This window comes from Aliterella sp. E5.1, from assembly GCF_057473825.1.
Genome location: NZ_JBYCCV010000086.1, coordinates 1 through 15,516 on the forward strand (window position 1 = coordinate 1; position 15,516 = coordinate 15,516).

The 15,516-nt window shown below is 41.6% G+C and carries 11 protein-coding genes; 2 read left to right on the forward strand and 9 right to left on the reverse strand.

The genetic code is table 11. The features are described 5' to 3' along the window. Positions 1–145: 145 nt before the first annotated feature. The 9 genes from AC2VE5_RS19680 to AC2VE5_RS19720 form a co-directional block, all read right to left on the reverse strand. Positions 146–2,146 carry an ATP-binding protein gene (locus AC2VE5_RS19680; RefSeq protein WP_486889386.1) on the reverse strand — a complete coding sequence of 667 codons (2,001 nt, stop codon included), beginning with the start codon at positions 2,144–2,146 and terminating at the stop codon, positions 146–148. A gap of 159 nt (positions 2,147–2,305) precedes the next feature. Further along, positions 2,306–4,024: an EAL domain-containing response regulator gene (locus AC2VE5_RS19685; RefSeq protein ID WP_486889387.1), complete on the reverse strand. Its 1,719-nt coding sequence runs from the start codon at positions 4,022–4,024 to the stop codon at positions 2,306–2,308. Positions 4,025–4,034: 10 nt separating this feature from the next. Beyond that, positions 4,035–7,817, reverse strand: a complete 3,783-nt coding sequence (locus AC2VE5_RS19690) for a PAS domain S-box protein (RefSeq protein WP_486889388.1) — start codon at positions 7,815–7,817, stop codon at positions 4,035–4,037. 356 nt (positions 7,818–8,173) lie between these two features. Next, positions 8,174–8,539, reverse strand: coding sequence for a response regulator transcription factor (locus AC2VE5_RS19695; protein WP_486889389.1), 366 nt, complete (start codon positions 8,537–8,539; stop codon positions 8,174–8,176). Next, a complete protein-coding gene (locus tag AC2VE5_RS19700) occupies positions 8,532–9,485 on the reverse strand; it encodes a PAS domain-containing sensor histidine kinase (protein WP_486889397.1) in 954 nt (317 codons plus the stop codon). The genes AC2VE5_RS19695 and AC2VE5_RS19700 overlap by 8 nt, the downstream gene beginning before the upstream one ends. A gap of 13 nt (positions 9,486–9,498) precedes the next feature. After that, positions 9,499–10,494 (reverse strand): GAF domain-containing protein, encoded by a 996-nt coding sequence (locus AC2VE5_RS19705; RefSeq protein ID WP_486889390.1) that lies wholly within the window; start codon positions 10,492–10,494, stop codon positions 9,499–9,501. A gap of 150 nt (positions 10,495–10,644) precedes the next feature. Further along, positions 10,645–11,022 carry a hypothetical protein gene (locus tag AC2VE5_RS19710; protein ID WP_486889391.1) on the reverse strand — a complete coding sequence of 126 codons (378 nt, stop codon included), beginning with the start codon at positions 11,020–11,022 and terminating at the stop codon, positions 10,645–10,647. A 25-nt stretch (positions 11,023–11,047) separates the two neighbouring features. Further along, positions 11,048–11,545: a hypothetical protein gene (locus tag AC2VE5_RS19715; protein WP_486889392.1), complete on the reverse strand. Its 498-nt coding sequence runs from the start codon at positions 11,543–11,545 to the stop codon at positions 11,048–11,050. A 24-nt stretch (positions 11,546–11,569) separates the two neighbouring features. Then, complete coding sequence (locus AC2VE5_RS19720; RefSeq protein WP_486889394.1) at positions 11,570–11,761, reverse strand: hypothetical protein; 192 nt, start codon at positions 11,759–11,761, stop codon at positions 11,570–11,572. 561 nt (positions 11,762–12,322) lie between these two features. Between AC2VE5_RS19720 and AC2VE5_RS19725 the strand changes: the two genes are divergently transcribed. Together AC2VE5_RS19725 and AC2VE5_RS19730 are read left to right on the forward strand one after the other, a co-directional pair. Beyond that, positions 12,323–13,984: a GspE/PulE family protein gene (locus tag AC2VE5_RS19725; RefSeq protein WP_486889395.1), complete on the forward strand. Its 1,662-nt coding sequence runs from the start codon at positions 12,323–12,325 to the stop codon at positions 13,982–13,984. A 595-nt stretch (positions 13,985–14,579) separates the two neighbouring features. Next, positions 14,580–15,516: PAS domain-containing protein (locus AC2VE5_RS19730; protein ID WP_486889396.1), on the forward strand; the 937-nt coding region annotated here is incomplete at its 3' end.

The window sequence follows — 15,516 nt, forward strand, 5'->3', positions numbered from 1 at the left end:
GTCCGTCAACCAACTTCAAGAAATCCTAGAGAGATTGCTCAATGAGGGAGAGCTAGTAATTAACTGGCACAGAAGTATCCAAAATAAAGGTGACAAAGTTATTGCAAATTAAATGTCTATTAGCTTACTTAACCAAACATAGTGGCTACCAATAGTGGCATGGGATCGTGACTCTAAACGTTGTGCCAACTCCAGCTTCACTAGCAACGATGATAGTGCCACCGTGTAGGTCTACAGAGTTTTTAACAATGGCAAGTCCCAGTCCTGTACCAGAAATATTGCCAACATTGCTGGCTCTATGAAAAGGGTCGAACAATTTGGTTTGGTCTGCTATAGGAATTCCAATACCTTCATCTTGAATGCGAAAAACAGCTTTGCCTGGTTCGCAAATTAAATCAAATTGGATAGCACCGCCTTGAGTCGAATACTTAATAGCGTTTGACAGTAAATTACTAAAAATTTGCCGTAGTAACTTCTTATCTAAGCAAGCATTAATAAATTGCTCTTGAGTGCAAAAGGTAATCATGTGAGAGTTCGTATTAAATTGAATTTCCTCTATTAAGTCGCGACAGAATTTTATAAGTTCAAGTGGTGTTGGTTGAAACTCTAAGTTGCCTGTTTCTGCTTTGCCAATTAACAGTACGTCATTTAATAAACCTGTTGTGTGTTTGACCGATGATTGAATACGCTGGAAATGTTCAATCTTTTTCTCCTCACTCAATTTGTGATTGTAACGTTTAAGAATATCTGTAGAAGATAAAATTGTAGCTAAAGGAGTACGAAACTCGTGAGATGCCATAGTAACGAATCGAGATTTAAGTTCGCCTAGTTCCTTTTCTTTCTCTAAAGCTTTTAAAATACTTTCTTCTGCTCGCTTGCGTTTAGTAATATCAGTAGAAATCCCACAAATCGCGTAGATATTCCCACAAAAGTCATAAAGTGGAAACTTAATTGATAAGTATGTATGAAGAACGTCATCTTGACTAAAAATCTCTTCCCACTCTAAAGCAGCTTGAGCTTCAAAGACTCTTTGGTCGTTGGCTTGATATATTTCTGCCATCTCTTTTGGGAATAGATCGTAGTCAGTCTTACCTTTTATCTCCTCTTTACTAATCTGAAAAACTGTTTCATACCACTTATTAACTAGAATGTATTGACCCTGAGTATTTTTAACGTAAATTAGCGCTGTAGAGTTATCTAATATTGCTTGTAGTTGCTGTTCGCTTGCTCTTAGCGCCTGCTCCACTCGTTGACGCTCGACGATTTCATTTCGCAATTGCTCATTAACCTTGTTTAACTGGGCGGTACGTTGTGCTACTCTGCTTTCTAGCTCGTCATGAACTTGTTTTAGTGCTGCTTCCATTTGCTTACGCTCAGTAATATCTACAACATAACTTCGGATTAAATCGCTCTCAGCAATGTAGTGTATGGATTGTTCAAAAACTCGTTCAGTATATTTAACCTCACGAATAAAAGTTTTTTCCTTACGGCTTTGAACTTCTGCAAGTAACTCGGCTAGGATTGGGTGTTGTAATTGTGCTTCCCTTAGACTTGGAAATTGCGTGATGGCTGCTGGATTAAGATAAGTAATTGTGCCATTTAGAGTAATCTCAATAATTGGATTGGATAATAATTCAGGAAAGGAAGCTAACCGAACAAGTGCTGATTCAATTGAATTTTCAAATTCAATATCTTTTCCAACTAGAGTTTGAAAAGGGTCGTTTAAGTTAGATAAAAAATCTGAAAGCTCATCAGCCTTACTTGAGGTCACAAGTTCTATATCTGAAAGATTAGAGCTAGCATAGTAAATTGCCTTAACATCCCCGCCAAATACAACCACATCACCGTGTTTGAGGTCATGGGAAAAGCACCGTTGGTCATTAATGATGATGCCATTAGTACTTCGGTCTCCCTGTAAGTTACCATCAATCAGCCGAAACAAGTAGCTAGCAGTTTCAGGAATTGCAATTCGTAGTAAGATAGCATGCTGGCGAGAAACTAGTTTAGAGTGCAGCACAATAGCATTTGTTGAATCGCGACCAATTGAACAGGTACTATCTTCTAGCTTAATGACACGTTTTCCTTGTTTATCTTCAATCACTAGGAGATGTTGAATTTGTTGGTCATTTTTTATCACAGTTTTCATATAAATATTTTATTTAAGGTATTGAGCAAATTGTTCCCGGTTTGGACTATAAAACTACTTCATTTAGCAAAAAAAATATATAAACTCCTGTTAAATATAATTTTGATTGGTTTTATTTATGAGCGATAAGCTTTCTCGTTCTGGTGTGATGGAAGAAGATTATAGAGTTCTACCTACAGCAAGCAATTTTGTAAATTCTGTTACTGGTAATGGACGACTAAATAGGTAGCCTTGAATCTCATCACACCCCTGGTGTCTAAGTAAAGAAAGTTCAGCCTCGGTTTCTACACCTTCAGCCACTGTTTTTAGGCTCATACTATGGGCTATTTGAATAATTGCTGTAGCAAGTGCTGCGGTCTTTTCATCGTCTACAATACCGTTAACAAAGCAACGATCTATCTTCAGCGTGTTTAGGGAAAATTTCTTTAAATAGCTTAAAGACGAATACCCAGTACCAAAATCGTCAATTGCTATTTGAATTCCTAGGGATTGCATTTCCTTCAATATTACATTTACAGAGTCTGTATCTTTAATGAGAATGCTCTCAGTAAGCTCTAATTCTAAATATTTAGGTTCCAGACCAACTTTTTCTAGAATATTAACTAGTCTTTTGCTAAAATTTGGTTGACTAAAGTAATGACCTGATAAGTTTACTGCTATTCGTAAAGGTGGAAAATCTGCTAGTTGCCAAAGTTTATTTTGCTTACAGGCAGTCATTAATACCCATTCAGTAATAGGAATTATCAAGCCATTTTCTTCTGCTATAGGAATAAAATCTACTGGGGAAATTACACCTATTTCTGGATGATGCCAGCGTAACAACGCTTCCGCGCCAACAATTTTTCCTGTTTGTATCTCGACTTGGGGCTGGTAGTAAAGTTGAAGTTCTTTTCGTTCTAAGGCATAATGTAATTTGCTATCTAATAGGAATTTATTTGCACAAGCTGTGTTAACTACCTTATTGTAAAATTGATAGCTATTTGATGTTTGCTTTCTAGCAAAATCACTAGCTATGTTGGCATATTTAATCAGAGTGTTTGTATCTTTACTATCAAAAGGATAGAGAGCAATGCCAATATTAGCGGTGATAAAAACTTCCTGCTCTTCTAGGAGAAAAGGCTGAGATAAACTGTGTAGGATAGTTTGCGCTACATTAGCTATTTCTTGTTTTTTCTTAACAGGTTCCAATAGGATTGCAAATTGGTCTACTTGGAACCGAGCTACAGTTTGATTTTCGCCAAGACAGGTTATTAACCTCTGCGCTACAGCTTTAAGTAACAAATCTCCAACTAAATGTCCTAAAGTACTACTAATCTGGTTGAATCGATCTAATTTAAGTAGAAAAATTGGTAGTAGGCTATCTTCATAATCAGCTTGAATTATTAATTGATTGAGCCGCTCTCGTAACAAAAATTGGTTAGGTAGATTTGTTAAACTGTCGTAGTGGATTAGATGATGCAGTTGTTCTTCAACCTGCTTAAGTTCAGCAACATAACTTTGGGAGAAAGTTTCTTGTTTTTTAAGGCGAGAAGAGATCGCACTTAGGAGTTCGTCTGCGGTAATAGGCTTAATGAGATAATCATCTGCTCCCAAATTCATTCCTTGACGGAGGTCAGCTTTGCTTGCTTTAGCGGTAGTAAAAATGAAGGGGATATTTGCGGTAATTGGGTTTTGACTTAACGCACCTAGTACGCCATATCCATCGACTTCCGGCATCATTATATCGCAAAGTATTAAGTCGGGCAGATGTTCTTGAGCCAACTTAATTCCGAGAAAACCATTGTTAGCTTCAATAATAACAAAACCCTCAAATTCGAGAATTTGTACGATATTAGTCCTTAGTAGTTCTTCGTCTTCAATCACAAGAATCTTTTTCATTTATTGCTCTTTAGTTCTGTAAGGGAATAATGACGGTAACAATAGTACCAACTTCAACTTGGCTCTCAATCCCAATCTTGCCACCATGCAAGTCCACAGATTTTTTGACTATCGCTAATCCTAAGCCTGTCCCTGAAATAGTGCCAACGTTGGTAGCTCGATGAAAGAAATCAAATAAATTGGCTTGGTCGGCAGTGGGAATACCAATGCCCCGATCTTGGACGCGAAAAATTGCTTGTTGTTGTTGTTTGCAAATCAGGTCAAAATTAACAATGCTGCCAGAGGGTGAATATTTAATAGCATTCGATAGTAGATTACTCAGGATATGTCGTAGCAGTTTTTCATCTATAGAAGCCGTTGTGCATTCTCCTTGTTGGCAAAAGGATATTGTGTGGGTATTAGCAGTAATTTGCATCTCTTCTACCAAGTCACGACAAAACTGTACAAGAGCCATTGGTATGGGCTTACACTCTAGTTTGCCCGCTTCGGCTTTACCGATTAACAGGACATCATTTAATAGCTGGGTCATATTTTTGACGGTTGCTTGAATGCACCCCAAGTGATGGAGTTTTTTTTCCTCCGTCAATTTATGGTGGTAACGTTGTAGGATCTCAGCAGAAGACAAGATTGTGCTTAAGGGCGTGCGAAATTCATGAGAAGTCATAGTCACAAAGCGGGATTTGAGTTCTCCTAGTTCTTTTTCCTTCTCCAAAGCACTACAAATTTCTTCTTCTGCCTGCTTGCGTTTGGTAATGTCGGTAATAAAGCCTTCGAGACTAATTACTTCCCCTTTGCTATTAAATACTCCATTGCCTTTTTCCCATAACCACTTTTCCTGACCAGATTTAGTGTAAATCCTATATTCCATTACGTAAGGTTGTTTTTTGGCGAGCGCTGTCTCAATTACCTTGTCAACTTCAGCTAAATCTTCAGCATGAATAATGGTGTTGTAAGAACCCCTACCACTGCCAACAAGTTCTTCACTTGTATATTCTGTGAGAGCGAAGCAGCCTTCACTTAGGTAATTCATCGACCACTGAGAGTCATTGTTACAAGAGAAGACAATACCTGGCAACGAATCAATTAAGGTAGCTAGTCTTCGTTGGCTCTCTCGCAGTGCCTCCTCAGTTCGCTTGCGATCGCACACTTCCATTGCCAGAGCAACTAAGTCCGCGATAGAGCCAGCAAAATTTTGTTCTTCTAACGCCCATTGGCGGGTAGATCCTATATGCTCGTGGCATACAACTCCTACCATCCGACCACCTAGCCAAATTGGTGCATCTAGCATGGATGTAATGCCGAGCGCAGACAGATAGAACTCGGAAAATTCTTTGGTTCTAGAATCAATTTGGGCATCGTGCGCTGCAATAGTCCGCTCAACTTGTAATGCCTGAAAATAGGCGGGATAATCTACCGCCGACAACTCAATACCTTTGGTATAACTATCTATACTCTGTTGATATAGATTGAGGCAGTAAATCTTCGAGCGCTCGTCGTTATATAACCATACGCTGACCCGTTCAACGTCAAGGGTAAAGGCAGCAGCTTTCGTTATTTCTTTTAAAGCAGCATTAATATCTCCAAAATTTAGGGTTTCGCGTCTTGCCAGTTCCACAAGTACACCATTCTGTTTTCGCAGACGTTTCTCGCTTACGCGCAACGCTTCTTCTACCTGCTTGCGCTCAATAATTTCTCTTTCTAATACTTGTTTGGCTGCTTCCGCCACTTTTACTCGCAACAGCGCTTCTTCTGCTTGCTTGCGCTCGGTTACATCTGTTTGCACCCCGATAAAGTGAGTTAGCTGACCGTTTGCATCTTTTACAGGCGAAATTGCTAGTTCATTCCAAAAACAAGTCCTATCCTTGCGATAATTCTTTAATAAAACCCGACATTCTTGCTCCTGCATTAGGGCATGACGAATTTGCGCTCGCACCACAGGGTCAGTTTCAGGGCCTTGTAAAAAGCGGCAATTGTGTCCCAAAATTTCGTCTCGGTGATAGCCTGTCATTTTCTCAAATGCAGGATTGCAGTAGATAATGGGATGTCCAGGTTGACCAGCAGCAGTAATTATAATGCCATTACTGCTTGCTGCCATAGCCCGGTCATTTAACCGTAGTACCTCTTCCGTCCGCTTGTAATCGTCGATGTCTGTATTAGTCCCAAACCAATTGACGATCTGCCCCTGGTCATCTTGCATGGGCAATGCCCGTCCCAAGTGCCAGCGATAGACTCCGTCCGCCGCATTCTTAAGGCGAAATTCAACTTCGTAGAGTTTGCCCATTTCTAAAGCCTTACTCCAATTCTCAAAACACCGTGGTAGATCGTCGGGATGCACAAAGTGCTGCCATCCCCAACCGAGAGCTTGATCAGACGTGCAGGCGAAGTAATCTAGAGCGCTCTGACTGACATAATCTAGTCCCCCATCTGGCTGCGCCGTCCATACTTGCTGGGGAACTGCTTCTGCTAAAAAGCGAAAGCGCTGCTCGCTTTGTCGTAGTGCTTCCTCATGCTGTTTGCGTTCTGTAATATTGCGCTGTATCGATATCCAGTGGGTAAAGTAGCCTGTTTCATCGGCTACTGGTGCAATGTTTAGCTCTACCCAAAACTGGGAGCCATCTTTAGTGTAGTTAACAATCTCTGCACGAACAGGTTGCCACCTATCAAGTGCAGCATGAATTTGATTGAGGGTTGCTCGATCAGTCTTTGCTCCCTGCAAGATGCGCGGGGTAAAACCCCGCACTTCATCTAGGCTATAGCCAGTCATCCGAGAAAAGGCTTCATTCACGTAAATAATTCGCTGTCCTGGTTCATTAATAGGTTCAGCTTCAGCGATCAGCACTGCATCGTTGGCGTTAGTAACTACCGACTCAAGCAGCCGCAGCCGCTCTTCGGTTCGCTTGCGTTCGGTGATATCCCTAAACACAATCTGCATCGCTGGTTTACCTTGATAGACAATTGGTATTCCTCTTAGCTCAATATCTATAATTTGACTATTAACCTGAATGAACTTGCCTTCAATAAGTTCTGTCTGCTGTCCTTGTTCTTGAGTTTGCCAAATTTTTGCCTTAATGATGTCTTGAGAGCCTGGAGGAATAAAATTTAGTAGAGGTTTGCCGATAATCTCTTCTGCATTAGTTGCACCAAGAAGTCTTACACCACTAGTATTTATATAAATAAATTTTTCTTCGCTGCAAACAACGATCGCTTCAGGTGAAAGCTCTACTAGACGGCGATAGCGTTCTTCGCTTTCTCTTAATGCTTGCTCTGACTGCTTACTTTGAGTATTGACCTTCTCCAAAATGGCTAAGTTACGACGTAACTCCATTTGCGTCATTACCTGGCGAGCCAAAATTTGTAAAGCTTCTTTCTGTTCGCAACTCAAATTTCGCGGCACATAATCAAGCGTACACAAGGTTCCTAAAGCAACCCCTGCTGTAGTATTTAAAGGCGCACCAGCATAAAATCGGATGTTAGGGTCTTCAGTAACCAAAGGATTATTGGCAAACCGAGCATCTTGGACAGCGTCCTGAACCACAAATAGGTCAGGCTGTAGAATAACATGGGCGCAGAAGGCAACATCTCTGGGAGTTTGTGAAGCTTCTAAGCCCACCTTTGACTTAAACCATTGTCGGTCACTGTCAATTAAACTAACTAGCGCAATTGGAGTCCCACAAATCTGTGCAGCTAGGCGGGTAAGATCGTCAAAGACTTCTTCGGCAGGGGTGTCAAGAATTTCGTATTGATACAGTGTATCGAGCCTGGAAGCTTCGTTATCAGGCAATGGAGCTTTCATTGTCTTATTTTCAATCTTACTAAACTATAATTTTTGTGGTTTTGCCCAATAGAGAGGCGAGCTTGCTCAGTTTCACTAATTAGTATTCCCAATAATTGGCTTATAGCGATCGCGGCTTCTACTTCTACTGGCAAATGAAGACATTAGAAAATGGCAGAGTTAGCTACCCAGCTCGAGGATAGGAATTACCCTTTTGAGATGCTGGGTAAGTACTGACCTCAACTTTTTATCCAGCAAGATTTCATGAATTGCCCTCACTGTTTCTCCACTCACACTACTAGGCTGCAACGCACAGCTGACCTGGGTTATCTTATTTTTGTCACCCCATCTTTAATGAACGCATCAGTAATGACTACCTATTTTTTTAAATGGGTAGAGATCGCAGCCAACAGTTCATCTGAGGTAAAAGGCTTAGTGAGAAAACCATCGGCTCCCAGTTCCATCCCTTGGCTTAGATCGGCGTTGCTAGCTTTAGCCGTAGCAAAAATGAAAGGAATTCCTGCGGTAGCTGGATTTTGGCGCAACGCGAGCAGTACACCGTAACCATTGAGTTTCGGCATCATCACATCGCAAAGGATTAAATCAGGTATTTGTTCCTGCGCCAACTGTATGCCCACAAAACCGTCTTCTGCGGAAATAGCATGGAAATCTTCAAATTCGAGGATTTGGACAGTGTTAGCGCGCAGTAGTACCTCGTCTTCAATCACTAGAATTTTAATCATCTGTTGTCATCTGGTTATGCAATGGAATCGTGACTCTAAACGTTGTACCAACCCCAGCCTCACTAGCAACGATGATAGTGCCACCATGTAGGTCTACAGAGTTTTTGACAATGGCTAGCCCTAGTCCTGTACCCGATATTGTGCCGACATTGCTGGCTCTATGGAACGCCTCAAATGTTTGGGCTTGGTCTACGGTGGGAATACCGATACCTTCGTCTCGGATATGGAAAATAACTTCCCTCGGTTGGCAATTAAGCTCAAAATGGACAGTGCTACCTTGGGGTGAATATTTGATCGCATTTGAGAGCAAATTGCTCAGAATATGTCGCAGCAATTTTTCATCCATAAAAGCAGTGGTACAGTTACACTGGTTTACAAAGGCGATGGTATAGCTGTCAGCAACAAGTTTTAATTCTTCAATTAGGGCTTGACAGAAAGAGAGCAAATCCAGCGCTGCTGGCTCGAACTGGAGTTTTCCTGCTGCGGCTTTGCCAACTAACAGCAGATCGTTCAAAAGCAGAGTCATGTTTTTGACAGTGGTTTGAATTTGCTTGAGATGGGTGAATTTTTGGTCCTCACGCAGCTTGTGGCTGTACTTTTGGAGTAAATCGGTAGAAGATAAGATAGTAGCTAAGGGGGTGCGGAACTCGTGGGAGGTCATCGTGATAAAATGGACTTTAAGTTCATTTAGTTCTTTTTCTTTCTCCAGAGCGTTACGAATATCTGCTTCTGCCTGCTTGCGTTTTGTGATATCTTCGACAAACCCTTCGTAGTACAGCAGGATATCTTTAGTGTCATAAACACCCCTAGCATTCTCACAAATCCAAACTATCCTGCCATCTTGGCGATAGACCTGAGACTCAAACTCCGATACGAATTTGTCCTTCTGCATTAAGCGCACAAACTCTGTACGACGGTTAGGATCGATATAAAGTTGATGTCCTATGTCAGTGAGATTCTCATACTAAGTTGCGCTCCGACATAGCAGCAGGGTTCCTGGGGTATAGCCACTTTTCCTGAATTAAGGATGATTTTTTAGAACGCAACTTGGTATCAATTAGTTTCTCTGGCGAGGCATAGCCAAAGATTTCTGCCAAAGCAGGATTAGCATTGAGGTAATGTCCATCAACAGTAGTCTGGAAAATGCCTTCAGCGGCATTCTCAAAAATGCTACGGTATTTATGTTCTGTTTGCCGTAATGCTGTCTCTGTTCGCTGGCGCTCGGTGACTTCCGCCTGCATTGCGTTCAGGAGTTCTGCTTGTTGGACTGCTACACCAAATTGTTCGCCAATCTGAACTATTAAGTTCACCTCTGCTGCTTGCCAGTGACGAGGTTCAGAGTTTTGATAGGCTGCTAGCAAACCCCAGAGCCGATCGCTAATCAGAATTGGAACAATAATATAAGCCCTAGCCTGAAATTGCTCTAAAAGTTCAATGTGACAAGGACGATGACCGACTTTGTAAATATCATCAACTGTAAACGTTTCATTGTTGCGGTAGCGACCCCCTTGAGTTTCTTGTAAATAGGTATCTTCCCAAAGCTTCGTAACCTCTTGTCCCACCAGTTTTACCCAACCAGGGGTGACAAATTCAGCCACAAAGTGACCATCCCAGTTAGGTGTGAAGCGATAGACAGCGACTCGGTCAGCTTCTAGTAATTGGCAGACTTCCTTGGTAGTTGTCCGGAAAATAGCATCTAGGTCTAGGAGTTCTCGTCGAATATGATTGATGGCTTTGGCTAAAGCTTTCTGCTTCTCTAATTGGTATTCATACAGGGCGTTTGCCTTGTCTTTTTCATGCTGTGAATAGCTAGATTTTGTACCCAAAAGCTGCTTCAACTGCTCAAACGTTACTTCGTGCTGACATAAACTCTGTAACTTCACTAATTTTTCATTTTCCATTAGTTTATCTAGCAATTTAGCGTATAAATGATTACTGTAGTCAGTTAGATTCATCACTTCAAACTGCTGTAGTCACGACTATTTCTAGGCTTTAGCTATTAAGCGGTTTGACTATACTTAGTATTCCCATTTAATATCAAGTTCTAACATCCCCACATGACAAAGCTAGGTAGTGGGTTTGTCGAGGTCAGTACTCACCTTAACTCACATCTTGCACCAAGTAACATTAACGTCTATTCCATGATGCTTGGCTAAAGGTCGTAGGCGTTGAATTTCTGCAAGCATGGGTAATAACGCCATCAATGGAAGCAAGAGTTCAAGAGCTAACTGTGCAGCCTCGCCCCAATCAGGTAAGAAGCTACTGGGAGCATGAAAGTAGACCCAATGGGCTAGCAAATAAGCAGTTAAGGATAAAACTAACCACCTATACACCCCTAACAAGGTTTGTTGACCAAAGCGATGAAGACCAAATCGGTGCTTTGCTGTTTTGAAAAATCCCTCAATTGCCCAACGGCGACGACCCCACCAAGTCATAGTGCTGCCTTTAAGAACTTTAGTGCAGAGAATGTAGCGTTTTTCCAATTTGCCCTTCTTTACGCTTGAGGTATTACCAGGATAAACAGACCATAAATTTTAACCCACGCAGTCGCACCTGCTGACCTTGTTTGTGCAGTTGTGCTATGCTGCGCCCATCAGCCAGCTTGCGGATATTACAAACTCCTACAAGTGCATGGTGTTTGAGTTGACGGATTTTAGTGACAAATTCATTAGTGCCAAAAGCAGTGTCGCCTAGAACTAAAACTTTGAAGTGTTGCGTCAGAATTTTTGGCAGTCGTTGCACAAGGCGCAATCCTAGTTGAGTAGGAGTAGGAGTACCTTTACCTCGGTAGACCTGAAAACTCCAAGGTACTCGCCATTGCCCCACTACCAGGTAGAGCATTACAACATGAAAACCGCGTTTGCCGTTGTAGACTCGGACCAAGTGTTTAAACTCTTTGAACTTGCCTGCTTTCTCCAGAGTAGTTAGATCAATTACTACCTGTAGTGTCGGTCTACGTCCTACTCGCGGCTGGGATAGAATTTGCTGAAGTGCAACCTTTCTCACTTTCCTAATTAGCTGCCGCGTCGGCTACTTATAATCATTTAAAAACCGACTCAAGGCACTGGCTGACTTGGTTTTACAGCGTTCTGGCAGGGGACTTCCTTGCCCTTCTAAAAACAATCCTAGTATTGCTTGCAGGCTATCTTGCTGATATACACTAGGCATCAGTTTTTGTAGTCCTGAAACTAGAGCTTGGGCTTGAGATAGGTCAGCAGACATAAATATGCGGAGCATACATTATTTATATACATTTTTCTCTCACTTCTAAAGAGAAAGAGTGCAAGTTGTCAGTTTAGCCATTCGTGCGTTCTTGGGCCTAGAATTGCATTGGTTCGTGGTTGGAGTGAGTTAGGTATGGTGAGGTGAGGTTAAATTGGCGCTCATTCGTCATGCCGTTTATGCTAATTTGTTTGCTCCTCGTTTTGTTTTCAGTTCAACTTCGTGACTCCTGTTTGTAATAGAGCCAGTGCATATACGTAACCAAGACTAGACATTAATTTAAAGTCAACGCAGTTATCAGTAGAATTTCGCTTGGATTAATAGGAGAAAAGTATTAACTTTATCTTATAGCTTGGTTATGTAAAGTTATCGAGAAACGATCGTTAATTAAATCAATCAATTATTTACAGGAGTTATTTGCATAAAAGAATAAATGTCTCGGTTATTTAACAACTAAAACAAAAAATATAAATTTTTAATTGCTTTAATTACCTGCGCCAACTAGTAGGTTGCGACCAGATTTTCTAACTTTATTAATACATCTTTCCTAGTTCTATAATTATGCAAACCTCTCTTACCATTTCCTCCACTTGGCAACAATTGAAAAGCCAAAAAATAAGTTGTGAAGAAGCACTCAACTTCTTGGTAGACGAGCAAGGAACGGTCAACCAATTCCTGCTTGACCGGGAAGTCAGTAGTAGATTTTTACGGCATTTTGCTGACAAGAGTTTTTTACCTCCAGCAATTCCCTTACTACTGTGGCGCGGCTGTTACTATTTGGGTAGCCATGTTACTTTATCACCTCAAGAGATCGCCCACCTAGCCGAACTTACAGGCAGCCAGATCAAAATAACCCACATTTCTTACAAAAGTTATTGCGCTTGGTTTCATACCCAAAACCTAGATATTAACGACCTTGCTGCCTTGATAAATCCGCTTACTGGCGAGCAAGAGCCAGAAGACATTAGTGAAACGACACAGCTGTACCTCTCGAAAGCAGATAACCAGATCGGTAGAATTAAAACTATACTTTCCGCAGCTTTACGCAACCGCGCCAGCGATATTCATTTAGAACCAATGCTAGACGGCTTAAGAGTACGCTATCGCATTGATGGTGTTTTGCGTAACATTACTACCTTACCTGTAGATTTGAGCCGTAAGGTGATTGTTGCCCTTAAAGTCATGTCTAACATGGATATTTCTGACAATCGTCGCCCTCAAGATGGACGGATGGAAGAGAAATATGCTGCTGGTGAAGAGTCAGGACTGGGTATGGATATGCGAGTCAGTACACTGCCGTGTATGAACGGCGAAAAAGCTGTAATTCGTTTATTGCCTCGGCAAAACCCTTTTTCTAATATTGAGAATTTGGGATTTACACCAGAAACATTATCTATTTATAAAACCTGGTTGAGCCAGCCCCAAGGGATGATTATCCTCACAGGTCCAACTGGTTCTGGTAAAACCAGCACTCTTTATACAAGTCTACAAGCTGTCGCCAAGGAACACGTCAACGTGGTAACAGTGGAAGACCCGGTAGAGTACGTTTTGCCTTGTATCACTCAAACCCAGGTCCACGAAGCAGCAGGTATGACTTTTGCAGCGGGCTTACGCGCAATTATGCGTCAAGACCCAGACATTATTATGGTTGGAGAAATCCGGGACTCGGAAACGGCAGAAACAGCAGTACGAGCAGCGCTGACTGGACACTTAGTATTTACCACTTTGCACACAAATGATGCTTTTGGAGCAATTCCTCGTCTGCAAGATATTGGTCCTGACCCTGGTCTACTCAGTGATGCCTTACTAGGAATTGTCGCCCAGCGTCTAGCGCGCCGAGTTTGTCCTCATTGTACAGAACCTTACACTCCTAAAGAGGCAGATTTGAAAGTGTTAGGCTTAAAACTAGAGCAAGCAAATTCATCTAGATGGCGTAAAGGTCGAGGTTGCGCTAAATGTTTTAATTCTGGCTATCTGGGGCGAGAAGCGCTGATAGAGTTGCTTAATATCGATCGGGCAATGCGGGAGATGATTTATGAGGGAAATATCTCCCAACTGTATAACCATGTTCAGGAAGCAAACTTTTTCTCGTTTCGGATGGCAGCGATTGCTAAGGTAACAACTGGCTTGACTACAATAGAAGAAGTGTTGCGAGTGCTACCTAGCAGCGCTTTGTATTGCAAGCCCTCAAGTTTTGACTTGAATGCCTCGTCAAACCCATGACTCATGTAGATATTCGGTTGTGAATCAAAGGAAGCTTTTTAGTAAATGGTGAAAGCATTTCAGCATCATCAAGTTTACTTGGGTCAATAGCCATACCTGTTTTTTGTTAGCTGCTAATGCAGTAGTACGAACAAGAGAATCTGGCGTTGCTGAATTCAGGTATGAAAATGATTTTACGTGATTTCAAAACCAATGTAGAGATGTTGCATTGCAACGTCTCGTTGCCAAAATTCATACATTTAATCAGCAACGCCGAGAATCTTAATAATTGTATTGATACATTTATTTATCCTTAGCTTACCTGCGTATAATTACGGGCTTTATTGAGGTAAACATTGTAGAGCGTAAGTATTTTCACCGTTGCCTTCTCCGCAGCGGTTACTTAATAGTAGAACTAACTAATTGTGATTATTTAATTGCCATTTCTGCAAAAAATGAAACGGATTTGGAGAATCGTTTTTTATATACTTTGTTTACCTTGATCTTGCGTCTATTTTGGGAGTATTCGATTATAAATAACTAATTGTGTAAGTCCTATTGATTGAGTATGGCTTTTTAGAGTAAAGATTTACCTCGAATATAAAAAGAGCGATAATTGATAATAAAACTTATAGAAAACTTATTTGATTCAGGAGAGTTTGTTTCCCACGGTCATTGCTATCTCTGGAATCCCTACCTGGTAGGTTTACACGTGGTGGGAGACTTGCTAATTGCACTCGCCTACTATTCAATTCCAGTTATGCTATTCTATTTCGTCCGGCAGCGACAGGATGTACCTTTCCAGAGAGTTTTCCTCCTATTTGCCGCTTTCATTGTTTCCTGTGGCACAATTCATCTGATGGAAATTTGGACGCTTTGGCATCCAGCTTATTGGCTAGCTGGGGGTCTTAAAGTGATTACAGCAATAGTTTCGTTGTATACAGCGTCGGAACTATTTGATTTAATTCCTAAAGCCCTTGTGCTTCCTAGCCCGGCACAATGGGAAATAGCGAACCAAAAACTTTCTCAGGAAATCAGCGATCGCCAGCAAGCCGAGAAGGATCTGCGTCAAGCCCACGACGAGTTAGAAAGCCGGGTTAGCGAACGAACCAAAGAATTGGAAATCGCAAATGTACTTCTGCAAGCAGAGATTTTTGAGCGCAGACAGGCGGAAGAAGCTTTACGGCAAAGTGAAGAACGGTATCGTTCTCTGATACTTGCAACTACACAAATTACTTGGACTAACAGCGCAGACGGTAGAATGACTGGAGAGCAGACTAGCTGGAGTACCTTCACTGGTCAGTCGTATGAGGAATATCAAAATTTTGGCTGGTCAGCAACTATACATCCGGACGACCTAGAGCATACCCTAGCCTGCTGGAATAGGGCTGTGTCAACTAAAAGCTTATGCGAGATGGAACACCGCTTGCGTCGCCACGATGGAGAGTACAGGTATTTTTCTGTTCGTGGTACACCAGTTCTCAACGCTGATGGTAGCATCCGTGAGTGGGTGGGGTCGCACACTGATATCACTGAGCGCAGACAAGCAGAAA